Annotated in this window: 27 protein-coding genes; 9 read left to right on the top strand and 18 right to left on the bottom strand. The window is 43.8% G+C overall.

The window, feature by feature from the left end; genetic code table 11:
* Nucleotides 1-6 precede the first annotated feature (6 nt).
* The 3 genes from slmA to coaBC all read right to left on the bottom strand — a co-directional run bounded on the left by slmA (nt 7) and on the right by coaBC (nt 2,355).
* Entirely contained in the window at nt 7-597 is a 591-nt protein-coding gene (slmA, locus tag GVI43_RS10665; protein ID WP_159566840.1) for a nucleoid occlusion factor SlmA, read from the bottom strand.
* Nucleotides 598-704: 107 nt separating this feature from the next.
* Nucleotides 705-1,163 (bottom strand): dUTP diphosphatase, encoded by a 459-nt coding sequence (dut, locus tag GVI43_RS10660; RefSeq protein ID WP_159566839.1) that lies wholly within the window; start codon nt 1,161-1,163, stop codon nt 705-707.
* Entirely contained in the window at nt 1,147-2,355 is a 1,209-nt protein-coding gene (gene coaBC / locus GVI43_RS10655; protein WP_159566838.1) for a bifunctional phosphopantothenoylcysteine decarboxylase/phosphopantothenate--cysteine ligase CoaBC, read from the bottom strand. The genes dut and coaBC overlap by 17 nt, the downstream gene beginning before the upstream one ends.
* Before the next feature lie 239 nt (nt 2,356-2,594).
* Between coaBC and radC the strand changes: the two genes are divergently transcribed.
* The 4 genes from radC to mutM all read left to right on the top strand — a co-directional run bounded on the left by radC (nt 2,595) and on the right by mutM (nt 4,908).
* Nucleotides 2,595-3,278, top strand: coding sequence for a RadC family protein (gene radC / locus GVI43_RS10650; protein WP_159566837.1), 684 nt, complete (start codon nt 2,595-2,597; stop codon nt 3,276-3,278).
* A gap of 246 nt (nt 3,279-3,524) precedes the next feature.
* Nucleotides 3,525-3,761, top strand: a complete 237-nt coding sequence (gene rpmB, locus GVI43_RS10645; protein WP_029093262.1) for a 50S ribosomal protein L28 — start codon at nt 3,525-3,527, stop codon at nt 3,759-3,761.
* Nucleotides 3,762-3,772: 11 nt separating this feature from the next.
* Nucleotides 3,773-3,940 carry a 50S ribosomal protein L33 gene (rpmG, locus tag GVI43_RS10640; protein WP_029093261.1) on the top strand — a complete coding sequence of 56 codons (168 nt, stop codon included), beginning with the start codon at nt 3,773-3,775 and terminating at the stop codon, nt 3,938-3,940.
* Nucleotides 3,941-4,098: 158 nt separating this feature from the next.
* Nucleotides 4,099-4,908: a bifunctional DNA-formamidopyrimidine glycosylase/DNA-(apurinic or apyrimidinic site) lyase gene (mutM, locus tag GVI43_RS10635; protein WP_159566836.1), complete on the top strand. Its 810-nt coding sequence runs from the start codon at nt 4,099-4,101 to the stop codon at nt 4,906-4,908.
* On the opposite strand, the gene coaD is transcribed toward mutM, so the two are convergent.
* Genes coaD through GVI43_RS10610 form a run of 5 tightly spaced genes read right to left on the bottom strand, consistent with a single transcriptional unit; the run spans nt 4,909 to nt 9,739 of the window.
* Nucleotides 4,909-5,406 (bottom strand): pantetheine-phosphate adenylyltransferase, encoded by a 498-nt coding sequence (gene coaD, locus GVI43_RS10630; protein ID WP_159566835.1) that lies wholly within the window; start codon nt 5,404-5,406, stop codon nt 4,909-4,911.
* Nucleotides 5,403-6,179 (bottom strand): glycosyltransferase family 2 protein, encoded by a 777-nt coding sequence (locus GVI43_RS10625; protein ID WP_159566834.1) that lies wholly within the window; start codon nt 6,177-6,179, stop codon nt 5,403-5,405. The genes coaD and GVI43_RS10625 overlap by 4 nt, the downstream gene beginning before the upstream one ends.
* Nucleotides 6,180-6,182: 3 nt before the next feature.
* Complete coding sequence (gene waaA / locus GVI43_RS10620; RefSeq protein ID WP_159566833.1) at nt 6,183-7,460, bottom strand: lipid IV(A) 3-deoxy-D-manno-octulosonic acid transferase; 1,278 nt, start codon at nt 7,458-7,460, stop codon at nt 6,183-6,185.
* 50 nt (nt 7,461-7,510) lie between these two features.
* Nucleotides 7,511-8,608, bottom strand: coding sequence for a glycosyltransferase (locus GVI43_RS10615; protein WP_159566832.1), 1,098 nt, complete (start codon nt 8,606-8,608; stop codon nt 7,511-7,513).
* The gene (locus tag GVI43_RS10610; RefSeq protein WP_159566831.1) at nt 8,609-9,739 is read right to left on the bottom strand and encodes a glycosyltransferase family 4 protein; all 1,131 of its coding nucleotides are present in this window, start codon (nt 9,737-9,739) and stop codon (nt 8,609-8,611) included.
* A gap of 202 nt (nt 9,740-9,941) precedes the next feature.
* Here GVI43_RS10610 and GVI43_RS10605 point away from each other — a divergent pair, with 202 nt between their 5' ends.
* The gene (locus GVI43_RS10605) at nt 9,942-10,901 is read left to right on the top strand and encodes a polysaccharide deacetylase family protein (RefSeq protein WP_159566830.1); all 960 of its coding nucleotides are present in this window, start codon (nt 9,942-9,944) and stop codon (nt 10,899-10,901) included.
* 1 nt (nt 10,902) lies between these two features.
* Here the strand turns inward: GVI43_RS10605 and GVI43_RS10600 are convergent, their stop codons facing one another.
* The 10 genes from GVI43_RS10600 to gpmM form a co-directional block, all read right to left on the bottom strand.
* Entirely contained in the window at nt 10,903-11,895 is a 993-nt protein-coding gene (locus GVI43_RS10600) for a glycosyltransferase family 2 protein (protein ID WP_159566829.1), read from the bottom strand.
* Nucleotides 11,892-12,878, bottom strand: a complete 987-nt coding sequence (locus tag GVI43_RS10595) for an O-antigen ligase family protein (RefSeq protein ID WP_159566828.1) — start codon at nt 12,876-12,878, stop codon at nt 11,892-11,894. Before GVI43_RS10595 ends, GVI43_RS10600 begins: the two co-directional genes overlap by 4 nt.
* 245 nt (nt 12,879-13,123) lie before the next feature.
* Nucleotides 13,124-14,299 carry a glycosyltransferase gene (locus GVI43_RS10590; RefSeq protein WP_159566827.1) on the bottom strand — a complete coding sequence of 392 codons (1,176 nt, stop codon included), beginning with the start codon at nt 14,297-14,299 and terminating at the stop codon, nt 13,124-13,126.
* Nucleotides 14,299-15,261, bottom strand: a complete 963-nt coding sequence (gene rfaC, locus GVI43_RS10585) for a lipopolysaccharide heptosyltransferase RfaC (RefSeq protein WP_159566826.1) — start codon at nt 15,259-15,261, stop codon at nt 14,299-14,301. The genes GVI43_RS10590 and rfaC overlap by 1 nt, the downstream gene beginning before the upstream one ends.
* The gene (gene rfaF, locus GVI43_RS10580; protein WP_159566825.1) at nt 15,261-16,310 is read right to left on the bottom strand and encodes an ADP-heptose--LPS heptosyltransferase RfaF; all 1,050 of its coding nucleotides are present in this window, start codon (nt 16,308-16,310) and stop codon (nt 15,261-15,263) included. Before rfaF ends, rfaC begins: the two co-directional genes overlap by 1 nt.
* A 105-nt stretch (nt 16,311-16,415) precedes the next feature.
* A complete protein-coding gene (gene rfaD / locus GVI43_RS10575) occupies nt 16,416-17,351 on the bottom strand; it encodes an ADP-glyceromanno-heptose 6-epimerase (protein WP_159566824.1) in 936 nt (311 codons plus the stop codon).
* A 135-nt stretch (nt 17,352-17,486) separates the two neighbouring features.
* On the bottom strand, nt 17,487-18,248 hold the full coding sequence (locus GVI43_RS10570) for a glycosyltransferase family 2 protein (protein WP_159566823.1): 762 nt from the start codon (nt 18,246-18,248) through the stop codon (nt 17,487-17,489).
* Nucleotides 18,249-18,346: 98 nt separating this feature from the next.
* Nucleotides 18,347-19,312 carry a divergent polysaccharide deacetylase family protein gene (locus GVI43_RS10565; protein WP_159566874.1) on the bottom strand — a complete coding sequence of 322 codons (966 nt, stop codon included), beginning with the start codon at nt 19,310-19,312 and terminating at the stop codon, nt 18,347-18,349.
* Between the two features lie 2 nt (nt 19,313-19,314).
* Nucleotides 19,315-20,586, bottom strand: a complete 1,272-nt coding sequence (gene envC / locus GVI43_RS10560) for a murein hydrolase activator EnvC (RefSeq protein WP_246201791.1) — start codon at nt 20,584-20,586, stop codon at nt 19,315-19,317.
* 60 nt (nt 20,587-20,646) lie between these two features.
* Nucleotides 20,647-22,191 (bottom strand): 2,3-bisphosphoglycerate-independent phosphoglycerate mutase, encoded by a 1,545-nt coding sequence (gpmM, locus tag GVI43_RS10555; protein WP_159566822.1) that lies wholly within the window; start codon nt 22,189-22,191, stop codon nt 20,647-20,649.
* Between the two features lie 331 nt (nt 22,192-22,522).
* Between gpmM and GVI43_RS10550 the strand changes: the two genes are divergently transcribed.
* The 4 genes from GVI43_RS10550 to cysE all read left to right on the top strand — a co-directional run bounded on the left by GVI43_RS10550 (nt 22,523) and on the right by cysE (nt 25,436).
* Nucleotides 22,523-22,957 carry a rhodanese-like domain-containing protein gene (locus tag GVI43_RS10550; protein ID WP_170324326.1) on the top strand — a complete coding sequence of 145 codons (435 nt, stop codon included), beginning with the start codon at nt 22,523-22,525 and terminating at the stop codon, nt 22,955-22,957.
* Nucleotides 22,958-23,071: 114 nt separating this feature from the next.
* A complete protein-coding gene (gene secB, locus GVI43_RS10545; RefSeq protein WP_159566821.1) occupies nt 23,072-23,548 on the top strand; it encodes a protein-export chaperone SecB in 477 nt (158 codons plus the stop codon).
* A complete protein-coding gene (gene gpsA / locus GVI43_RS10540) occupies nt 23,548-24,561 on the top strand; it encodes an NAD(P)H-dependent glycerol-3-phosphate dehydrogenase (RefSeq protein ID WP_159566820.1) in 1,014 nt (337 codons plus the stop codon). Before secB ends, gpsA begins: the two co-directional genes overlap by 1 nt.
* Before the next feature lie 56 nt (nt 24,562-24,617).
* Nucleotides 24,618-25,436, top strand: a complete 819-nt coding sequence (gene cysE / locus GVI43_RS10535) for a serine O-acetyltransferase (RefSeq protein ID WP_159566819.1) — start codon at nt 24,618-24,620, stop codon at nt 25,434-25,436.
* Nucleotides 25,437-25,447 lie beyond the last annotated feature (11 nt).

The raw sequence follows: 25,447 nt of genomic DNA, 5'->3' as shown, positions 1-25,447 counted from the left end.
GTAGATTTATTGGAGCTGTAAGGACAACATTGGCCAGCGGGCTTCAAACTCTTCGGTCGGCCGGTAACGGAATTCAGAGCGGACAAAGCGTGACATCATGCCTTCACAGAACGCCAGAAGCTGACTGGCAATCAGCCCTTCATCATAGGTAAATGCCTGACCTTCGCGCATTTTACGCTCCCGCAGTACCTGACGTAGCTGAGTTTCTATACGTTCAAAAAGCTGATTTATTCTGCTTTGCAGGCGGTCTTGCTCAAACATTAACGCATGGCCGGTCATAATCCGGGTTAAGCCCGGGTTTTTTTCTGCAAATCCAAGAACCAAAAGCATGATCAATCGTACGCGGTTAAACGTATCTTTTTCATCCTGCAGTATCAGATTAATACGGCTATTCAGGCTGTCTTCAATAAACTCGATCAGACTGTCAAACATGCGCATCTTACTGGGGAAATGGCGATAAAGCGCCGCTTCGGAAACCCCAACGTTTGCAGCAAGCTTTGCCGTAGTGATCCGCTGACTACCGTCACTTGACTCCAGCATTTGCGCAAGCGCCTGCAGTATGTCTTCCCTGCGATTTTTCTTTACTTTTTCTACCATGCCCAATGACATCCTAATAAGGAACGGGCTTTCACCCATTCCTAAACAATCAGCGATAGTGCTGATTCACACTGTTTTTTTACTTTTAAATTTAGAACGGAAATAGGTTACTGGCGACCCGAATGACCGAAGCCACCTTCACCGCGCTCAGTGCTTTCAAAATCGTCTACGATATTGAACTCGGCCTGAACTACCGGAACAAAGACCATTTGAGCAATACGTTCGCCGGGTTCAATCACAAACGGAGTTTGGCCACGGTTCCAGACTGAAACCATTAGCTGCCCTTGATAATCAGAGTCGATTAGGCCGACTAAATTGCCCAGAACGACGCCGTGTTTATGACCAAGGCCTGAACGAGGTAGGATCACTGCAGCTAAATTAGCATCAGCGATATGAATAGCTAGACCCGTCGGCAACAGTTGAGTTTCACCCGGATTTAGCGTCACGGCTGTATCCAGACAGGCACGTAAATCAAGGCCTGCAGAACCGGTGGTAGCATAGGTTGGCAACGGAAATACGCTGCCAATACGGGAATCCATAATTTTTACATCAATTTTTTTTATCATAGCGGTTGGCTATTACGTCCATCAGTTTTTGACCAAGCAAAGATTTGTCGCTCAGAGGCAGACTCATTTCACCATTTGGCCAGTATAGGTGCAAGGCATTCGTATCACTATTAAAGCCGTGGCCCGACAGTGATACATCATTAGCACAAATGAGATCAAGATTCTTACGGTCTAGTTTTAGCCGTGCATATTCTTCCACATTTTGTGTTTCGGCAGCAAATCCTACGACAAAGGGTCTATCTGCCTTCATTGCCGCAACCTCGGCAACGATATCTGGGTTTTTTACCATTTTTAACAGTAAATCGTCGCCCTGTTTTTTTATTTTTTCATCGGCGATTTGCTCTGCACGGTAGTCCGCAACGGCGGCACAGGCAATAAAAATATTTTGTGATGCGGCATACTGCATTACGGTTTCCCGCATTTCCCGCGCGCTGGTGACATTTATTCTGTTGACGTTAGCAGGAGTGGCTAATTCAACCGGGCCGCTGACCAGCGTGACTACAGCGCCCCGATCCGCTGCGGCTTTAGCAATGGCGTAGCCCATCTTACCGGAGCTGTGGTTGCTGATAAACCGGACCGGATCTAACGCTTCTCGGGTCGGACCCGCCGTGATGAGAACTTTTACTCCGGCAAGATCTTGAGTATGGGAGAATAAGTCCGCGCAGCGGGCGACAATATCCAGCGGTTCCAGCATTCTTCCTTGACCGATATCACCACAGGCCTGGTTTCCGCTGTCCGGGCCCCATAAGTGTACACCCCGGGAGGCCAGAATTTGGATATTATGCTGGGTTGGCTTTGCTTTATACATCTGTTGATTCATCGCTGGAGCGGCGACGATAGGAGCCGCGGTAGCTAAACAAATCGTGCTCAGTAAATCATTTGCCATTCCGGCCGCCAGGCGAGCTAATAAATCGGCCGTGGCCGGTGCCAGCAGTACTATATCAGCCCATTTCCCCAGCTCTATGTGCCCCATAGAGGCTTCGGCAGCAGGATCTAATAAGTCGTCTGAAACCGGATGGCCGGAAACGGCCTGTAGCGTTAATGGGGTAATAAATGCTTTAGCTGCGTTGGTCATCACGACGCGAACCTCCGCTCCTCTGTCACGCAGACGGCGCACAATTTCGGGGCATTTGTATGCAGCAATTCCGCCGCTGATGCCCAGAACAATTTTCTTACCGTTTAGTGTAGACATGATAACCATCCTATTTGTTAACAGAGGAATGCCCCAGACTCTCATTTCATGGACTTTCGACCTGAGCCTGAGGATTTTATCATAACCTCAGCAAAGGAGATCTATATGCCAGAAAAACCCTTCAGGCGTAACTAATAAAATTATTTTTGCGAAGTGTTTCCACATAATGGAGTTTAACCCTTTGGTCAGGGTAAGCATTTATTCATCATGGCGTCATTATCTCCAGGCAGGAAGGTATTATGACAAAAGCAAAGAAACACATTTGGTCAAAAGGGCATGGGCCGAGAGAAAAGTTACTGGCGCTTGGCGCAATTACGCTATCAGACCAAGAGCTATTAGCCATTTTTTTGCGCACCGGCTTGCCGGGCCTGCATGTTTCAGAAATGGCCGCCCAGCTGTTGGTTGAGTTTGGTTCACTGTATGCGCTCATCTCAGCAGACTACACACATTTCTGTGAGCAACCGGGGTTGGGGTTATCTAAATATACTCAGCTACAGGCCGCAGTGGAATTGTCCCGGCGGTTTTTGGGCCATCAGATAGCAAAAGAATCTTCGATTAGAAACCCCAAAAAAACCCAGGAATATTTACAGGGGTTGTTGTCTCAAAGGGACCGTGAAGTATTTATCGTTATGTTCTTAGATAATCAGAATCGGGTTCTTTATCATAAAGAGATGTTTACCGGAACATTCAACTGTGTTGAAGTACACCCGCGAGAAATTGTGCGTGAAGCGCTAAAGTCTAATGCAGCTTCGGTAATATTAGCGCATAATCACCCTTCCGGCGTTGCGGAGCCTAGTCAGGCAGACCGTAGCGTCACCGATCAGGTATTAAAAGCGTGTTCGGTATTGGATATTAAGGTGCTCGATCATATCGTTATTGGTTGTGGCGAGTGCGTCTCATTTGCTGAACGCGGATGGATTTAACGGATTTTTTTACGATCTTGTGGGATCTTTGTCCGTTCTGCACTTGAGCCCTAGCGGCTAAGAGCGTATACTACGCCACCTTTGAGGATTACGGGTGTGGTATTAAGAGCCTATCTCAGCAGGTTCCAGCAACCTGACTCAGCGTCTCATCTCGGCGGAATTTGCTGAGATTGGCTCTAAAAGCCTGACGAGGCAGCCAACATCTTAACGAAGCTCGAGCTGATTTGATTTTTGGAGAATTTTGACATGTCACGAGTCTGCCAAGTTACCGGCAAGCGCCCAGTGAGCGGTAACAACCGCTCTCACGCAATGAACGCGACCAAGCGTCGTTTTCTGCCGAACCTGCACTCACATCGTTTTTGGATTGAGAGTGAAAAGCGCTTTGTAACTTTGCGTGTATCTGCTAAAGGTATGCGTGTAATTGATAAAAAGGGTATCGATGCGGTGTTAGCCGATCTTCGTGCCCGCGGTGAGAAGTTTTAAGGAACTGAACCATGGCTAAAGGTATTCGCGAGAAAATCAAGCTGGTTTCTTCAGCTGGTACAGGTCACTACTATACCACCACGAAGAACAAGCGTACTAAACCGGAGAAATTGGAACTGAAGAAATTCGATCCAGTTGTCCGTCAACACGTTCTGTACAAAGAAGCTAAAATTAAATAATTTTAATTTCTTATACAAATCGATATCAAAACCCAGCTTAGGCTGGGTTTTTTATTGTCTGAATTTCAGCATTGTTCAACGATAGTGATGTCTTTTAAGGCATTGCGTTTTACGTGTATGATTCAGGCATTAGCTTAATTATCAGAGGATAGTTACCCGTGCCAGAATTACCGGAAATAGAGACCAGCCGCCGGGGCATTGAGCCTTACCTGATCAAACATCAGATCGTTAAAACGATTGTTCGTCAGCCGAAGCTACGCTGGCCGGTTTCAGACAGGATTATATCTCTGGAAAACCAACCGGTATTAAGCGTTCAACGGCGGGCAAAATATTTGCTAATTGAACTACCCGATGGCTGGATTGTTGGTCATTTGGGGATGTCGGGCAGCGTTAGGATCCTGCCGGAATTTATTGAAGCCGGTAAACACGATCACGTTGATTTTATGATTTCCGGCGGAAAGGTTTTACGTTATACCGATCCGAGGAGATTCGGAGCATGGCTATGGGCTGATGATTTAGCAACCTGTCATGTCCTAAAGCATCTTGGCCCGGAGCCTCTTAGTTATGAGTTTGATGGCGCCTACCTGCTAGTTAAATCCCGGGGAAAGAAGACATTGATTAAACCTTGGTTAATGGATAATAAGCTGGTGGTTGGCGTTGGGAATATTTATGCCAGTGAGTCACTGTTTGAAGCCAAAATATTGCCCCAGCGTGCGGCCGGCACGTTAACTGAAACTGAAGCCGGGGTTTTAGCCTTAACGATTAAACGTGTTTTACAGCGCTCTATCGATCGGGGAGGAACAACGTTACGAGATTTTCTTCAGGCAGACGGTAAACCCGGCTATTTTGCTCAAGAGCTGCAGGTTTATGGCCGGGCCGGAGAGCCTTGCCACCTTTGTGGTGAATTAGTTGAGAGCGAAAAACACGGGCAAAGAACGACATTTTTCTGTCGCCACTGCCAACGTTGATTAGCTGAATTTTTTAGCCAGAGCGTCTGCAACCACCGGCGGCAGGAATGAAGTGACATCGCCGCCGTGACGAGCGACTTCTTTAACTAAAGAAGAAGAGATAAATGACCACTTTTCAGACGGCATCAGAAAGATGCTTTCCAGATCGGCCATTAGATGGCGGTTCATACTGGCCAATTGGAGTTCATATTCAAAGTCGGAAATTGCTCTAAGTCCACGAATTAACACGTTAGCCTGTTGCACTTGAGCAAAGTGAGCCATCAGTTCGCTGAACCCGATGACTTCGACGTTAGGTAAATGAGACGTTACCGATTGTGCCAATACCACGCGTTCTTCAAGAGAGAACAGCGTATTTTTACTTGGGCTACGTGCAATAGCGATGATCAAACGATCGAACATACGGGCGCTACGGGTGATGATATCCAGATGACCATTGGTCAGCGGATCAAAGGTTCCCGGGTATATTGCTTTTGTGAATTCAGCCTGATGTTTTGTCATTTTTCACCTTTCTGCTGTTGGCCTAAGGCCCAGAGTGCCGCGTATTTATTGAACGTATATTGGGCATTAATACAGGCAAGTAAGAACCCGCGTTTGCCGTCTGCAAAACCGCGCCGGATTATCAAAGTCTTGAAAAAAGCACCTATGCTATGGCTGACTGCGGAAGCCATTGACGATCGCTTTCCTCTCAGATGGTTCTGTTGTGCCCAACTTTCAGCATAGCTGAACTGCTTACGTTGAAAAACGAAGTAATCCCGGCAGGTCAAGTGCAATAGATCGCCTTCAAGCGGTATAACTTGAGCATCTGAATAGTCTAAAGATTCATGAACCAAATTATCATTATAGTGATAGAGGCTATTTTGGTAGAGCCGGATAGTTCGGTCCGGATACCAGCCGCTATGGCGCATAAATTTCCCGAGAAAAAAATTACGTCGGGCACAGCTATAAACCTGCTTTGGCTGTGGCTGGTTAGTAATGATTTGTTCAATAGAATGGCGGAGTTCTGGGGTGATGCGCTCATCAGCATCGATCATGAAAACGTAATCGCCGCTGGCATGGCTCTGCGCTATCTGACGTTGTTTGCCATAGCCTTGCCATTGGGTATTCGTAAATATTTTTGCGCTATGAGCTTGGGCGATAGCTAGCGTGTCGTCGGAGCTACCGCCGTCCAGCAGAACGATCTCATCGGCCCATTCTGCAGACATCAAACAGTCGCCAATCAGTTCAGCTTCATTCTTTGCAATGATAACGATGGACAGGCGTTTTTTATCCACGAATTAATGGCTCCGCGCAGGTAAGTAGGGTTCAAGGAGGCCCAGCAGTTTTTCCAGCGCACCCTGATTTTGTAGCAGAACGTTAACCGCCTGCTGCCCGCGATAGCGGCGGGTGTCATCATCATTTAACAATAGCGTAATTTGTTCTGCTATTGAGGCTACGTCATTAACCGTAGTCAAGCCGTTAGCCCGTTCCAGCTTATTGCAGATATCTTTGAAATTGAATATGTGAGGTCCCATTAAAACGGGGATCGCATGAGCCGCCGGTTCCAGCGGGTTATGACCACCGCGCTCGACCAGACTCCCGCCAACAAAGGCTAAATCAGCAATACCGTATAACAACATGAGCTCTCCCATGGTGTCGCCGATAATAACCTGAGTATGCTCCGACGGTATTTCACCGCTGCTGCGTGTTATATAGCTCATGCCCGCTTGCACTGCTAGCTGCCGGGCGGTCGAAAAACGTTCCGGATGGCGAGGGACCAGTATTAATAATAAATTGGGAAAATGCTGAAGTAGTCTAGCGTGGGCTTCCAATAAAATGCTCTCTTCATTTTCATGGGTACTGGCCGCAATCCATACGGGACGGTGAGATGCCCATTGGCGGCGAAGCGTTAATGCTCTGGCAGAGAGTTCAGGCGTAACGGATATATCAAATTTCAGACTTCCAGTGACGATCAGGTGTGAACGTTTAAGCCCGAGCTGAATAAATCGCTCACCATCTTCCTTATTTTGCGCAGCAATTAGCGTGATTTTTTGCAGCATAGTACGAACGGTATTACCCAGTTTACCGTAGCCTTTAGCCGAACGTTCGGATAAGCGTGCATTAGCGATAACTAAGGGAATTTTACGCTTATTGAGCTGATTAATCAGGTTAGGCCAAAGCTCCGTTTCCATAACGATGACTAGCTTGGGACTGACCTGATTTAAGAAGCGGTTGACTGAACCCGGTAAATCATAGGGCAAATAGACATGATGAACATCGCCCCCAAACGCAGACATAACGCGTTCAGAACCGGTTGGAGTCATGGTCGTGACCGTAATAGGTAGCGTTGGATAACGATAGCGTAGCGCCCTGACTAATGGGATCGCAGTAAGGGTTTCACCGACCGAGACCGAGTGAAGCATGATGCCGCCCGGCTGAACCTTTCCCCGACAAAATCCGTACCGCTCTGCCCACCGTTTTCTATAAGCGGGTGCTTTTCGGCCGCGAAGAAATAGTCGTAACCAGATTAAGGGTTGGAGTAAGTAAAGTAGAAATGAGTAAATCAAGCGAAGCATAAGACATCCACAATCAACTGATTAATATCAATTAATATTATTTAAACTGACTAATTATTCGCAAGCGCGAGGTACTTTAGAGTTGTGGGAATAATACCATAATCTATCAGCGTTTTTGCTTCTATTATTGGTGGATGATTGCATATGAAGATGATTTTTTCAGCCAAAGAGTCCTCGTTTAATTCAGATAACCCACAGGCTAAATTCCCTGTAAGAATTGACGATGGCCCTCCAGGGCAGTTTGTACTAACCACAGGAGTACCGCAAATTAGAGATTCAACCAAAACATTACCAAAACCTTCACTGTCTGAACTTAGAATTAGCGCTTTAGCATTTTTGACGTAGGGGTATGGATTAGAACAGAATCCCATAAATTTTACCCTATCTGTGATTCCTAACTCTGCTGCTAATGCTTTTAGCTTTTCAGTATAGGAGTCATCACCTTTACCAATCAATATTAGTGGATAAGGTAGCTGTGTTTTTGCATAAGCTTTAAGCAGCCGGTCATGACGTTTGTTAGGATGTAGACGGCCTACGTGAATTAAATAGTCAGTGCCAGCTAAGGGGCAAGGTTCATTGGCAAGCGCTAAAATAGATTCAATATCAAAGGGGTTACTGATTTCAACAGATTGTTTTGGCGTAATATTAAAGTGGTTAACAAGGTCGTCGATAGCGGCTTGGGATACACCAATAATATTTTTCTGATTATAGACTTTGGCTATTTTTTGCTGCTTTATCCAGCGACCAATACCCTGCTTGTTACCAAGATAGGAGGCTGAGAATATGCCGTGGATGCAGAACCACATTTTTGATTGGTCGAGATCTCGACATTGGTTAACGATTCGGTCGGTTTTATGTAGATTTGAGAAAATAAGAGCAAATTTACCATTAGCTTGCTGGGATTTTATAATTTCGTTATTAAGCTGTTTGGCCCTACGCTTTATTTCGGTGATTTTTCGCCAGAATACTCGAGTGTTGTCTGGAATTATCTTATATTCAATTCCCTCAGGAATGGAATAGTCACATACGTTGCGTAAGGAGAACAGGCTAACTTGATGCCCCAACGTTACCATGCCCTCGGCTAGCGTCAGTACTACTTTCTCAGCGCCGCCGCCGGGTAACCCGTCAATGATAAATAGAATGTTCATTTAAGCTCCCACTAACCCTTGATACAGCCCTACTAACTGCTGCGATAAAAGGCTGGCATTTTGGTTCATAACTCGCTCTCTGGCAATTATACCCATTTTTGAGCCGATTGCTTTTTCCGGTAGTTCATTGATAGATCCAATTAATTCTTTGATATTTAAAGCATCACAGATAAACCCACTCTTTCCCTGTTCAATAAACTCAGCTCCACCGCAGGTATTGCTGGTAATTACGGGGAGTCCACATGCCATAGCTTCTAAAATAACATTGGGAAATGGATCGTATAATGTGGGTAAAAGCAGCCCATCTGCAGCTTGGTAATAGGGTAGAACATCATTTTGCACACCAAGGAAATGAACTCTATTGTTACAACCTAATTCAGAGGCCAAATTTCTATAGCGTTTTTCTGCTTTATCTTTTCCAACTACGATTAAATGTTTAGGGGTAGCAGAGATTGCCCTAATTGCACTTTCTAACCCCTTACGTTCAAAACCAGATCCAACATAAATTAAGCAGGATACATTGGTAGAAAGGTTTAGTTGGCCTCTGATCTGTTGGCGAGCTTGTTCACTGCCTGGCATAAAGCGCTGGCTATCAATTGCATTGTAGATAACGGCTATTTTCGACTCTGGAACGTTAAAATCTGTAATAATTTCTTGTTTTATCATTTCTGCGTTACAGATAACGGCCTTAAGTTCAGGTGCTGAATACATCTCTTTTTCAGCATTCATCACATAGCGATGATAGCGATCATTAAATAATAATTTTTGTCGCCAAGTCGGTAAAATTCGGGCTCTTTGTAAAAGCCAGCGGCGATGTACACCGTCTCCTGCTCTATAGATATCACAGCCGGGAATACGTTCATGACTTTGTACTAAGTCAAAGTTTTCCCGTTGCCAGATTGCGCGCGCGGCTTGGGCAAAACCTCTCTCCCTGCTTATTCTTCCCCACTTGTGTGGATTACATTGGAAAATATTCCAGTCAGAGTTTTGCTCTCCTTGCCACTCCCTGGTTATGACATTTAGTGAAAGATTTTGATCTTTTAGTGCCTCTAAGGCCCTAGATATGAAACGTTCAGCTCCGCCATCAGGGCGATATTTTTGTCGAACGATTGCGAGACGGATCGGATTCATACCTGATTATTCCTTATGCATATACCAAATAACTGAGGTGGTATAATAAAAATATTCGCTATAATAGTATTGCCTTGAAGGCTAGATATATCTGTAAACTGTAACCTAAATTCATAAATTATACAGACTTGATTTGCACCGGTGAGTGAGTGTACGTAGCATAGGGCTAATTTCTGTTTCTTGAGAAAAGATTGTTTTGATTATGCAAAAACCTGCTTTCCTTATTTCCATTGATACTGAAGGTGATAATCTTTGGGTCAATACGAAGGATATTTCAACACAAAACGCTAAGTTTCTGGATCGTTTTCAGAAATTATGTGAAAAGTATGGATTCAAGCCAACGTATTTGACTAATTATGAAATGGCTATTTCCCCTGATTATGTCTCTTTTGCAAAAGATGTTATCGCAGGTAAACAGGGTGAAGTGGGTATGCACCTTCATGCTTGGAATAGCCCCCCTATTTATCCATTAACGGATGATGACGATCGTTTTAAACCTTATCTTATCGAATATCAAAACGATGTAATACGCGAAAAGATATTGGTAATGACCGATCTTCTCGAAAGTACGTTTGAGACAAAAATGTTGAGCCATAGGGCTGGGCGGTGGGCTTTCAACGAGTATTATGCTCAATTATTGTTGGAGTTCGGCTATCAGGTGGATTGTTCAGTAACGCCGTATGTAGACTGGAGTGAAGTGAAAGGTAATCCTAATGGGCTAGGAGGAACGGATTATAGCCGATTTCCTGATGGTGCATACTTTATGGATTTAAATGATATTTCGAAGTCAGGTTCATCCAGATTATTACAGGTACCGATGAGTACCAGATTGAAGTATGGCGCGATGCATAATACGTTTAAACTTGCTTACGATCGTTTAAGGGGAAAAAAACGTCCACCTTCTACGCGATGGCTGCGCCCGAAGGGCGGTAATGTTTTAGAGATGAAACACGTTGCTCAGCAATGTTTGAATGAAGGTAAAGATTACGTTGAGTTTATGCTCCATTCTTCAGAATTTATGCCTGGAGGCAGCCCCACATTCACGGATTCAGCATCTATTGAACAACTCTATAAAGATCTTGAAGAACTGTTTGAGTGGTTAAGCCCGCGCTGTATTGGAATGACAATGGCTGAATTCTATCAATCCAAATTAGCTAATTAACCTATTGTTGTTTTGGCCTTTTTAGTTGATATCTTATCTTTGAGATAAATTTATCGGCGGAGTTGTATTTCATTTGTAGATAAGTTTTATAGTTGATGTGTTTTGTGTCACAGTGCAGTAGTGAGATTTTTATACCTCTACTGGTTTCATTGCTATAGTTGTAATAACCATATAGCTTTTTATGCATTCGTTTGACTTCTTGAAAGCAGTTCACAATCATATATGTGATTAGTTCTTTTATATGTTTATCATCACTTTGGTTAGTTTGTTGGATATAATGAATCATCTTCTTTATAGAGAAAGTAATATCGTGAATATCACTTTCTCTAATATTACTCGTTATGCTGTCTGGATTATCTCTGTATAGATAAAGAGTATTATTAAGATGTAATATTTTTTTCGCTCTTAAGTATGTATAAGGCGTATAAAGCATATCTTCATAGCGTTTTCCTATTTCGAATTTATCAGCGATGGCAATTTCTTTTTTAATTATTCGTGTCCAAACATGCCATTCTGATAATTCAAAAGTGTTTGCTAATGGATTATTTATGCTAGTATTTTCTATTTTCTTTACACGTTCTTTTCTTATTGATATTTTTCCATCTCTTTCGAAAATTCGGCTGAATTTAAAATCAATTAGGTCATACTCTTCCGATTCAATTATTGGTTTTATAGTAGACCAATAGCTATTATCTAACATGTCATCTGAATCAACAAAAGTAATATATTTTCCTTCCGCATAATCCAAACCAATATTTCTCGCTGCCGATACGCCATTATTGCATTGGTTCTTATATGAAATATTATGGTCTTTATATTCTGTCAGGTAATTTTTTATTACTGTATCTGAGTTATCAGTAGAGCCGTCATTGACAATAATTATTTGAACCTGACTATCGACTTGGGAAACTATAGAGTCTAAACAAGGTATAATATAGTATTCACTATTATAGCAAGGGATTATGATGCTGAGGAGAAAAGTATCATTTTTCATTTCATATTCTCCCTATTTGTATTGCTGTCGAAAAATAAACTCATGAGCAAACATAAGAATAACGTTATAGTAAATTCCTTACTGAAAAATAGGACGTCACTCAATCCATAAATAATTGTACTTAATGTTATTATTAACATGGGGGTATTGAGTTTAGTTGAAAATGATCTATATATTAAGGCTAAATAAAGAGCTAACAAGGAGATAACGCCAAAAATGCCTTTTAGAGAAAAATTGTCTATAACTTCATTGTGTAAGTGAACATCTGCATACATCTCAGCGCCGGATAGTGATTTATCATTATTAATTATTTTCTTTATTTCGGCTGTTCTAGTCTCTGCGGATTGCCCTAATACATTTTCAGATCCGGTTTGAATGCCTACAATGAACATTGCAAATCGTGCACCAAGTGAAGAATTGCTATTTGAATCCTGATATAAGAGAATGTCATTCTTTATATCATTATAACGAATTTCTAATGTTGATTTAAATATGAATCCCAGTCCTAATAATAATAATAGAAATACGCTAAGAAATTTCATGATAGCTATTCTAGATATTTCTTTGTTAATTAACACTGTTAATAAAATTAGTATTGGGAATGCAATGATTGCAGCCCTGGTTTGAGTTAAAATAATCGCGGAAAAACTAAAGAGAAAAGAAATGGTTGCAATATGAAATTTGTATTTATTTTTTGATGCTAAGATAGTTGATAAAGCTAATGATCCTATAATGCTAATAATGTATGCAGCTATGGTTGCTCTCGCTGTTCCCAATTCAGATCTATAAATACCTAGAACAAAGTGTTCATAAAAAGCATAAGAGTTTATAACGATATTTATTAATGTAATAAATATGGCTATATTCATTTTTACATTCGCACTAGATAAATAGAGATATAGAATAGAAGATATAATTAATATTTTCCCTATGTGCATAAATATAGGATATATGGGACTGTAGTCATGTTCTGGCTGGAACATTAATATCCATACGATATTCACTAGGCCGAAAATGAAAATGCTTATGGCTACTAATATGTTTTTCTTCGTTATGCTGCTCTTTGACTTTATTGCAGTAATAAGTAGGCCAATAAATGAAATATAACCAGATAGATAAAATGTCTTTCTTCCAATTGAAGACCCTAACGGTACTAGGATTAATGATAATAGACAGCATATAATTGTTGTCGTTAATAAAATGATGTTTAATTTATTAATATTAGAATTCATTTTTTTACTTTTATGCTATTGATGTTGATTAGTACAGTATGGAGCTCTTCTTTAAATTTTTCATATTGGAAACAGGTTTCAACATGCTTAAATGCATTAGCTCTAAACTCTGTATAGTATTCATTTGATATTTTTTCAACGGCATCTGCACATTCTATGTGGGATAAAACAAGCGCTTCGGATAAGCAATCATTGATGGGATCATATATTTTATGTGGAAAATCAACATTAATACCACTATCGTTCATATGAGTTTCTGGCGTGATATTAGGAATAAGACCAAGGCCGCAGTAGCGATCTTTTATTACTTCAGGCTGGCCATCGATCATTGGAAATATTACTGGTACCCCATAATATAATGCTTCCATACATGATAGCCCAAATGGTTCGGTAACCGGCGTACTCATGTAAATATGTATATCATTGAAGAAAGATGATAGATCTTGCTGAAAGCCTAAAAAACTTACATGCTCTTCAATATTCAATTTATTAACTAAAGACTGCAAATTGCTTTCTTCCGGACCTTTACCTGCAATATATAATTTAACATTATGTCCTCTCTTAATTAGCTCTTTGAGCATAAGTATTGTTACGCTTACCCCTTTTAAACCAACTAATCGGGATGCAGTACCTATTTTTATACAAGGACCAATTTCTTTTAATGATTTATTAATATTTACTGGTGTTAGTATTCTATCAACGACAACATTTATTGGGCAGGGTAAATTGAATCTTAACTGCAATACTCGTTTGGATGCGTGAGATGCGGATATACAGCCATCTAACATTGATAAGAAATGTAATGTCTTTTTATTATATTTATATCGCCAAGAGCAACCATGGTCATAATATACCATTTTTCCTTTCGACGGTTTTGCCGGAAGACTGAGGACAAGATCCCATACGATTACTAAATCAGCATCGGCCCGCTCTATTTTTCTCTTCAGAACATACTTTCTGATAAATGACGGGTATTTTATTTTTGAAGTAGAGGAAATTCGGTTAGCAAAGCTAATGTTTTTATTTTTTAATTGAGTAAATATTTCTTCACCAATGTGGTCACCAATGCAAAGTATTTGATCATTTTTTGCATTTTCACCATTGATATACTCAAGAAAAAGTCGTTCAACACCACCCATTTTACCCAAGTTGATAACATGTAGTGTTTTCATTATATGAACCTTTCTAACCTTGTATTGACCGATGAGGCATCTAGTGATGATAAATTTTTATCGAGTGCCCGTATCTCGTTCTGATTCTTCCCGTACCCCCCAATCAGCCCCGGATCCGTTGGCCCATATAAGGTAATATTTGGGCGATCGAGCGCTGCGGTGAGGTGACTTAGCCCGGTATCTACAGAAACCACGGCTTTTGCACCTGCGAGTATTTGAGCAATTTCCTGCAATGATAGTTTAGGCAAAACCTCAACGTGTTGAAAGCCTTTTGCTAAACGAATTGCTCTTTCGTGCTCATGGGGTGCTCCCCAAGGTAGTTTGATCTGCAATCCAGAGCCTGCCATTAGGGCTATGAGGTCACGCCAGTGGTGTTCTGGCCAATGTTTATCATCACGCGTAGTGGCATGTAAAAAGACTAAATAAGGGTTAGCATGTTGAGGAAGCGTAGCTAGAAAACGGGACGCTATACCGTAATCACCTTTTTCGCCGGGTATTTCATAGCCTAGGCTCATGGCAAATAGCTGGCGAGTGCGTTCTACGGCATGCTGGTTTTTAGCAATGTAGTGCTTCACGTCATAAAACCAGCTGGCAAGAGGCTCTCTAGCGCTGCGGCTATCTTGTCCATGCTTTATTCCCCGGGCCTTGCGGGTAATCAGTGCGGCACTCTTAATCAGCCCTTGAGCATCAATGACGGCGTCGTACTGAAACTGCCGCAGGCTGGAAACAAAGGCTTCTCTTTCTTTGCGCGTATCTGAATGGAACCACGATTTTCGCCAGCGTCTTATTGCGACCGGGATCGTACGGTCAACCGCAGGGTGCCAAGTTGGAATTTGGGAGAACCCCTCTTCAACAACCCAGTCAAACTGTATGCCGGGTATTGCCTGCTGCGCGTCCGTTAATGCGGGTAGGGTATGTAGTACATCACCCATGGATGAGGTTTTTACGATCAGCACCCGCATTATTGGGGACCTTGATTAACTAAAAGTATATTGAGTTCAGCCAATACTCGCTCAGGTCGGATATCAATCAGACTTTGATGATAGCCTTGCTGTGCGTCCCCTTTACGGATCTTAAAATAGCCATCGATTAGGCGAATAACTTTTGCCTGATGGGAAAGTGGTGGCGTGAAGTCAGGGCTACTGGGTCCATACAGCGCAATCAACGGCCTATTTAGCGCGGCGGCAATATGCATCAACCCAGAATCGTTACTGACAATAGCAGTACAACCAGCAATCAGAATCACCGCCTGCTCAAGCTGGGTATCACCAGCCAGATTATAGCAATGTGCCTGTAAGCCTTGTGGAAGCGCATGGCGGATTTGCATGCCGGCTTCTTTGTCTTTCGCCGAACCGAATAAGGCTATTTGATATCCTTGCTCAATGAGGCTGTTCGCTAATTCGGCGTAATGATAATGAGGCCAGCGTTTTGCCGGGCCAAATTCAGCTCCCGGGCAGAATCCTATCGTCAGGCGCTCATTTGATAGGTTGAATCTTGCCTTGGTTTCAATAATTTCCTGCGAATTGACGCTTAACTGAGGCCAAAGAAGCGGCTGGGGTATATCTTGCGCACTGCGGATATCATTTTTCGAATAGGCCAGAGCGGCATAGCGTTGAACCATAAGGGGGAAGGCCGCTTTATCGAGAACCCGTACATCGTTCAGCAGGCCATAACGCATTTCCCCACGCCAGCCGGTGCGTTTGGGTATTTGCGCGAAAAAAGGAACTAGAGCAGATTTAAATGAGTTAGGTAAGACAATCGCCTGCTGGTAGCGCTGAGAGCGTAGCTGCTTTCCTAATTGATAACGCTGGCCAATCGCCAGTGCGCCATGCCCTAGTGGCATAGCGAGTGCCTGATTGACTTCGGGCATGCGGGCTAATAGCGGACGACACCACGCCGGTGCCATGACGTCTATTTCAGTATCAGGGTTTTGAGTCTTTAACGAGCGATAAAGACTTTGGGACATCATCATGTCACCGACCCAAGATGGCCCGACTATCAGCGTTTTCATGTTTTGCTCCGGCTACAAAGTTCCAGCTCTTTGTAATAATTTAGAAATGAAGGCCCGCGTTTTTTAACGCAGGTCCTTAATTAAGATCGGCTGGTGAATCACACGTTAAGCGTTATCTTTGTTTAACCAGGCCATGTATTCAGAAACCCCTTCCGCCACAGTTTTAAACGGGGCGTTATAGCCAGCAGCTTTTAGCTTAGTCAGATCGGCCTGAGTAAATGACTGGTAACGGCCCTTTAGTTTTTCAGGGAATGGGATATATTCAACGTGGCCTTTTTTATGGAAATCTAATACTGCATCGGCAACGGCCTGAAATGATTCTGAGCGGCCAGTACCACAGTTAAAAATGCCAGATACGCCATTTTTCCAGAACCATAGGTTTACATCAGCAACGTCGCCAACGTAAATAAAATCACGCTTAAACCCTTCGCTTCCTGAGAATAATTTAGGATTTTCACCGTTATTGATTTGATTATTCAAGTGGAAAGCGACGCTGGCCATACTGCCTTTATGATTTTCTCCTGGGCCATAAACGTTGAAATAACGGAACCCGCAGATTTGTGATTCAGCCTGAGGTAAAATCTGGCGAACGTACTGATCAAAAAGAAATTTAGAGTATCCGTAAACGTTTAACGGCTGTTCAAACTGGCGATTCTCAACAAAGTTATCGCTACGTCCGCCGTAGGTTGCCGCTGAAGAGGCATATAAGAATGGAATTTGGCGATCTAAGCAGTAGTGGAGTAGGTCTTTGGAGTACTGATAGTTATTGTCCATCATGTACTTTCCATCCCACTCGGTAGTGGATGAACAAGCGCCCTGATGAAAGACCGCGTCAATATCTCCGAGGTCGTCGCCGGCCATAATGTTGGCGATAAAGTCTTCTTTATCGATATAGTCAGCGATCTCTAAATCCACTAAATTGGTAAACTTGGTGCCGTCTTTTAAGTTATCGACAACAAGAATGTCCTGATAGCCCATTTTATTTAATGCTTTAATGATATTGCTGCCGATAAGTCCAGCGCCGCCGGTTACGATAATCATGCTCTCACCATCTATTCTGATATAAATATTTGTCTGATGTAGCCTGTGGCCACACCTTCATGTACGGCTACTCATATTCTAAATCGGGCCGTGTGAATATGAGATTTTTCATTAATTGTTACGGGCGTTAGCCAACTATTTACCTTTACCATCATGTTGATACCAAGCTTTCAGGTATTTCATAAAGCTATAGGCAACGGCATAGGTTCCGGTAATTACGCCTACTTTTCCGTCTTTCCAGCCCTTTTTGAAAACGTACCATTTCCAGAAAGAACCGAATGCGCTGAAAAATCCTCGGGCAAGCGATGGCGTTACCTTCTTATATTTTACTAGCCGGGTGGTATAGCCGTTGAGCTTATTAAACACTTCATGGATTGAGAAAAAAGTATCGTGTTTAACAAATCCGGAAATAACGGCGGTATTTTTATAACCTTCGGCGGCATCGTCGACCGGACGGCTGTTAAACATTACGCTTTCTTTGTTGAATAATCGAACCGGATAATCTGGTGAAGTAACGGGATAAATATTATGAACTTCCTGACCTAATACAAACCAGTGGCGTGAGATCCGAAAGGCCATGTCTGTTTCTGGCGTCGCCCCGGATTTAATTTTTTTTATCTCATCTACCGTTTTCTGGTCAATGATTTCATCGCTGTCCATGCACAGTACCCACTGATTACTTGTCAGTGAGATAGCAAAATTCATTTGTTCGCCGTGCGTGGTGTAAGCCCGGTAGGTTGGTTTGATACCGAACGCTTCACATATGGCCAGTGTGTCATCGCTGCTTCCTGAATCGACAACGATCAGTTCATCAGCAATGGCTGTTAATGGTGATAGTACATCTTTTAACAGTCGCGCAGAGTTAAACGTCAAAACGCATACAGATAAGGAAAACATAGCCTAACCACCATTGAACTGAGAGGAGCGAATAGTAACGTAGACATGATTTTTGTTCAATTAAGCATGCCTGATTGGCTATAACTATGAGTAATATTTTACTCTTTTACCATCGCTTTTATCGACGAAGCATTGTGGTAGGAAACGCTGCAATAGCTTAAGTAGGAGTACAGTGACAGCGTTAAAGGTGATGGTCCTACCGTATTTTTAACGGTTTGGTAGGCGAGTTGGGGGTTTATCTTATCAATTGATTCTGGCGCCGGGCAACGCTGGGCCAGCGTGAGCTCAGGCAGCTTTTTTTCACTATTGTGATGTGGCGGCTCTGTCACTACGGGCGTTATTGATTTGGATAATAAGGCGCTGACGGGAACTAGCACAACGTCAGCCGGTAATTGATGCAGATTATTTTGAAGCACTCTAACCGTGCTCGGATGTGGGTGACCAATTGCGATGGCGGAGCCATTTTTTTGAGCCATTCTGATAGCAAGATTAAGCTGTTTCAATACCGCGGCATCGCTTTGCTCGTCATCAAGAAAAACTTTTCGTTTAACCACCCGAACGCTTGTGCCTTCAGCTGCCTGTGTAGATTTGCTAGCGCCAATGGTCATACTATCAAGAAAATAAAGTTGGTAATGGTTGAGCGCCCCCATCACTCGCTGCATGGCGGCAAGATCGGAGGTCATTGAGCTTCCCATGTGGTTATTCATACCTTTTGCATGAGGAACATTATGAATGGCCTGCGCAATAATCCGCTGAATTTCTTCTTTACCCATCGTTGGGCGAAGGGTATCTCGTTCCAATGGCTGTTTACTGATGGGTTCCATTGGCATATGAATCAGAATTTCATGCCCTTTCTGGTAGGCCTTATCGGCCATTTCCTTGGTCAGCGGCGCATTGGGTAAAATGGCCACTGAAACGGCTGCGGGCAGCTGTAAAATTTGCTCTTCGTTCTGCCTGCGGTAGCCAAAGTCATCAATAACAATGGCGAGCCTAGCGGGCGCCGCGAATACGCTTACGTTAAGCGTTGCTAACAGTAGAGTGATACCTATCCCGATTCTGGTCATTCTCATTTACCCAGCCATGGCTGTGGGTTAACGGCCTGACCTTGCCGACGAATTTCAAAGTACAAAGAGGGTTCACCTTGGCCACCGCTGGTGCCCACTAACGCGATAGGTTGGCCAGCCTTAACCTGTGCGCCGACGTTGACGAGAGCGCTTTGGTTGTAGCCATATAGGCTCATATCGCTTTTACCGTGTTCAATAACAACAACCAAACCATAGCCTTGCAGCCAGTCAGCCAGTAATACGCGACCATCGGCAATTGCCCTGACTTCGCTGCCTTCGGGGGCGTTAATGACCATGCCTTTCCAGCGCAGCTCCCCTTGTAATGCTTCACCAAAGCGGTGGCTTACCGGACCTTTTACTGGCCATAGCGCCTGACCATCTGGCCGGCCTAGACCGCCGGTGCGCGCCATTAAGGCTCGCTCATCTTCGGTTGGTTTGTATGGAGAACCCTTTTTCTCTGCCTGTTGTTGCTTAGCCCTTACCCTTTCAGCCTCTTTTTGTTCTCTTTCTGCCCGCGCTTTGGCTTCACGTTCAGCTTTTGCAATTTGATCTCTCAGGCGTGATTCATTTTTCTTCAGCTCAGTCAGCTTTTGGCGATCGGCCTGAATAGACACATCGAGCTCACCTAACGTTTTTTGACGAGCCTGACGAGCAAATTCCAGTTTTTCCTGCTCTGATTTTTGCTGGTTCAATAACGTTTTTTGCTGGTTTTGCTTTTGCTGCAATTTATTTTTTTCCAGCGCCAGATCGGTTTGAGTCTCTTTCAACTGGTTGATGGACTTTTGGCGTGATTCATTGAGATAGCCGTAGTAGGCCAGAATTCGTTCGCTACGATGGCTTTCTTCCCCTTCAAGAATTAGCTGAAACTCAGAGTTTTTGCCCATGCGAAATGCGGCGTTTAACTGTTTAGCCAGATAGTCTTGTTGAACGTTTTGCTGTTTTTGAAGTTTCTTGATATTCGATGACAATGTGCCAATTTCACCACCGATAGCGCTAAGCTCGCCTTGAGTACTGCGCAGCGTTAAGCTCGACTGTGCGATGGACTTCTCTTGTTCTTGTAGCTGAGTTTGCAGGGCGTCCCGTTTTTGTTGTTGCTGCTGAACGTTTTTTTCTTTTTCTGCAATATCTTGTAATACCGAATTAAGCTGCTGTGCATTATCTTCAGCATGTACGGTTTGCGGAGGCAATAATATGCCAGCGCAGAGCGCACTGGCATAAATCGCAGAGAGCAGAGGGCGTTTGCATAGTGCGTTGTATCGTTTGTCAATCCGCACCCTTGACCCCCTGATCGTTTGTGGATAGTAAAATAAGGCCTTTTCCTTTATGGAAAAGAATTATTCCACGATGAAAAGCGGCTTGCCAGTCATCTCTGTTGGAATTTCCATACCCATTAAGCTAAGCATGGTCGGAGCAATGTCAGACAGTTTACCACCTTCAACCACTTTTGCCGGTTTTCCAACGTAGATTAACGGAACGGGCAGGCTAGTATGGGCCGTATGAGCCTGACCCGTTGCCGGATCGCGCATTTGCTCCGCATTACCATGATCGGCAGTAACCAGAAGTTGGCCGCCGACTTCCGTAACGGCTTTAACTACTTGGCCTACGCAGGCATCTAACGTTTCAACAGCCTTGACCGCGGCATCATAAACGCCAGTGTGCCCGACCATATCACCATTTGGATAGTTACAGATAATCGCGTCGTACTTACCGCTCTTAATGGCGCCAACCAGTTTTTCAGTTAACTCTGCGGAACTCATTTCTGGCTGGAGGTCGTAGGTTGCTACCTTTGGTGAACTAACCAGAATGCGTTCTTCGCCGGTGAATGGATCTTCAACGCCACCATTATAGAAGAAAGTCACATGCGCGTATTTTTCTGTTTCAGAAATGCGCAGCTGAGTTTTGTCATGCTTCATCAGCCACTCGCCAAAGGTGTTGTTGAGTGATTCTGGAGGATAGGCGCATGAGGCTTTAATATCGGCAGCATATTCCGTTAACATCACAAACTCACCGAAGTTGACTACGCGGTTACGTTTGAATCCGTCAAAATCTGGATTAATAAACGTACGGGTAATCTGGCGGGCACGGTCAGCGCGGAAGTTCATGAAAATTAGGGTGTCGCCGTCCTGCATGGCGGCAGACGCTTCACCGGCTTGCTGAATCACGGTCGGTTTGACGAATTCATCATTTTCATCACGGGCATAAGCGGCCTGTAGCGCAGTAACGGCATTATCGGCGGTAAATTCACCTTGAGCATCAACCATTAAGTCATAGGCTAATTGTACGCGATCCCATCGGTTATCACGGTCCATTGCATAGTAACGGCCAATCACAGAGGCTATACGGCCAGTGCCTAATTTTTGGAATGAATCAGTGAATCGTTTCAGCGTTGACTCCGCACTACGGGGTGGGGTGTCACGACCGTCTAGAAACGCGTGCAGATAAACCGTTTTAGCACCACGCTTTGATGCCATTTCAATCATGGCTAAAATATGGTCTTCATGGCTATGTACTCCACCGCAGGACATTAGGCCCATAATATGAACGGCCTTATTAGCCTCAACGGTTTTATCAACGGCGGTAGTTAATGTGGCATTGGTAAAAAAGTCGCCATCTTTGATTTCTTTATCCAGACGGGTCAGGTCTTGGTAAACAATACGGCCAGCACCAAGGTTAACGTGACCTACCTCAGAGTTACCCATTTGGCCATCAGGTAAACCAACTTCTAGTCCTGAAGCGGCAATTAATGTATGTGGATGATTTTCCCATAGTCCGTCCATCACGGGCTTTTTAGCATTAACAATGGCGTTGTCTTGCTGCTCTTCACGATGGCCATAACCATCAAGAATAACGAGTACTATTGGTTTTTTTACGGTCGACATCACAATAACCTCTTGAATAACATCATATTAAAATTTACAGCACGTAGCTTGTTATACCACGTTAAGAAATCGGAGGTAACGATTGGTGCTATAGACATCGTTATGTGAGCTAATTTTACTACAGCCAGAAAAAAATAAGCGTAAAAATCAGACATTGGTACATGTTTTTGCTATTTTCAAGATATGTAGATCTGACCGTTGATAATATTTTTAGAGATGTGCCGTATTTTCTACATTAGTGTCGGTATATTTGGCTGTATTTGACGCGGTGCGCAGGTATACTTCATAACCTTAATCGTTAATCTTAAAACTGCGAGAGTCGTTATCCTCCATGATGCAACAAGCTATTCAATTTGTTAGTAGCCACCCGATATTGAGTTTTGGTTGGGTCGGGTTACTGGTCGCCGTAATTTTTACGACGTTTAAGACCTCACTTTCAAAAGTAAAGGAGGTCAGTAATTCAGACGTGACTCGCCTTATTAATACTGAAGAGGCTGTAGTTGTCGATACTCGTACAATTGATGAGTTTCGTAAAGGGCACATTGTTGGCGCTATTAATTTAACGCCGACGGATATCAAAAATGGCACGCTTGCCGTTTTGGATAAGCATAAAGAGCGTCCGGTGATAGTGCTTTGCGCGAACGGAACGTCGTCAAGAGCATCGGCTGATACGTTAACTAAAGAAGGTTTCGCGCAGGTTTATATCTTGAAAAACGGTTTATCAGGCTGGGCTGCGGATAACCTACCGTTAGTGCGTGGTAAATAAACACTGGTGAAGATGGCGCCTCGCGCTTACTTCCTAAGACATTCCGTTGTTGCTTAAAGGCTAGCCCTTTATTGTGACATTAAAAGGACATTTAACTTACAAGGTAATATTCATATGTCAGAACAAATTAGCCCAGAAATGGCTTTTCAAATCCAGCGTATTTATACTAAAGACGTTTCTTTTGAAGCTCCAGGCGCACCACAAATTTTCCAAAAAGAGTGGGAGCCAGAGGTTAAGCTGGATCTAGATACGGCATCTAATCAACTGGCTGATGGCGTATTTGAAGTTGTCCTTCGTGTCACGGTAACTTCGGCACTGGGTGAAGACACCGCATTTTTGTGTGAAGTTCAGCAGGCCGGTATCTTCAACGTTTCTGGCCTTGATGCTTCACAAATGGCCCATTGTTTAGGCGCTTATTGCCCGAACATTTTGTTCCCTTATGCTCGTGAATGTATTGCCAGTCTGGTTTCTCGCGGTACCTTCCCTCAATTAAATTTGGCTCCGGTTAATTTTGATGCGCTGTTTATGAACTACTTACAACAGCAGGCTGAGGCCGAGCAAGGTGCAGTAGCACCGCGTCAGGACGCGTAATGAAACAGGTCGATATGACTGTGATCGGTGCCGGTTCATACGGCACCGCATTAGCCATTACGTTAGCACGTAATGGCCATTCTGTTATGTTGTGGGGGCACGATCCCAAGCATATCGATATGCTACAAAAAGAAAGAAATAATCAGGCATTTCTTCCCGACGTCATCTTTCCCGACAATCTACAGCTTCAGTCCGATCTCAAGCATGCGGTAAATGCCAGCAGAGATATTCTGGTGGTGGTACCAAGTCACGTTTTTGGTGATGTTCTTCGCCAGATTAAACCCTATTTACAGCCTGATGCTCGTATCGTTTGGGCAACAAAAGGATTAGAGGCTGATACTGGCCGTTTGCTGCAGGAAGTCGCCAGAGAAGCGTTGGGAGATAAGATTCCGCTAGCGGTGATATCTGGTCCAACCTTTGCTAAAGAATTAGCTGCCGGTTTGCCGACGGCAATTGCTGTCTCTTCATCCGATCCCCAATTTACCGATGACTTACAAAAGCTTTTACACTGTGGCAAAAGCTTTAGGGTTTACAGTAATCCTGATTTTATCGGCGTACAGCTCGGTGGTGCGGTGAAAAACGTGATTGCCATCGGAGCAGGAATGTCAGACGGAATTGGCTTTGGTGCGAATGCCCGTACGGCGTTAATAACCCGAGGTTTGGCTGAAATGAGCCGTTTGGGGGCAGCGCTCGGCGCCGAGCCAGCGACTTTTATGGGTATGGCAGGGCTAGGTGATTTAGTGCTGACATGTACCGACAATCAATCCCGTAACCGTCGTTTTGGTATTATGCTGGGTGAAGGTAAAAGCGTAGATGAAGCCCAAAAGCTTATTGGTCAGGTTGTTGAAGGATACCGGAATACAAAAGAAGTCTGGATATTATCTCAACGCTGTGGCGTAGAAATGCCAATTACAGAACAAATCTATCAGGTACTCTATGCCGGTAAAGACGCAAGAGAAGCCGCAATTGCGTTACTCAGTCGTACCAGTAAAGACGAAAAACCAGTCAGTTAATCTATTCAGTACCAGTTTTATTTTATCCATCTCAGTGGTGTAAGCAGGGGCCGGGAATGTTATTAGAGTCAGCGCAGGTCTGGAGTGAAATTAAAGTTGAGGCACGTAAATTGGTTGAATGTGAACCGATACTTGCCAGCTTTTTCCATTCGACGCTTTTGAATCATGAATTCTTGGGCAACTCATTGAGCTATATTCTGGCTAATAAGCTGGCGAGCGCCACGATGCCGGCCATTTCCGTGAGAGAGATTATTGAAGCGGCTTTTCAGTCCGACAGCGGTATGATTGAATTTGCGGCTCGGGATATTTTAGCCGTCCGTCAGCGCGATCCGGCCGTTGATAAATACTCGACTCCTCTACTCTATCTGAAAGGTTTTCACGCTTTGCAGGCGTATCGGGTTGGTCACTGGCTATGGCAGCAGGATCGTAAAGCATTAGCGCTCTATCTGCAGAATCAGGTTTCTGTCGTGTTTGGGGTCGATATTCACCCGGCAGCCCGGATCGGTTGTGGCATTATGCTTGACCACGCTACCGGTATTGTCATTGGTGAAACCGCCGTTGTTGATAACGATGTTTCTATTCTACAGTCGGTGACGCTAGGCGGTACGGGTAAAGAAGGCGGCGATCGCCATCCTAAGATCCGCGAAGGCGTTATGATTGGTGCTGGTGCTAAAATTCTGGGCAACATTGAGGTTGGCCGGGGAGCTAAAATTGGTGCTGGCTCTGTGGTTTTGCAAGAAGTTCCGCCTCATACTACGGTCGCTGGCGTTCCTGCCCGTATTGTTGGGCAGTCTGGCTGCGATATGCCATCGATGGAGATGGACCAGAGTTTTAACGGACTAAAAGGCGATGCCAGCATTGATAATGACGCTTAAATAAAGTGTTG

It is taken from the genome of Budvicia diplopodorum (genome assembly GCF_009800925.1).
Lineage (GTDB): Bacteria > Pseudomonadota > Gammaproteobacteria > Enterobacterales > Enterobacteriaceae > Budvicia > Budvicia diplopodorum.
This window is presented reverse-complemented; position numbering and strand designations above follow the sequence as displayed.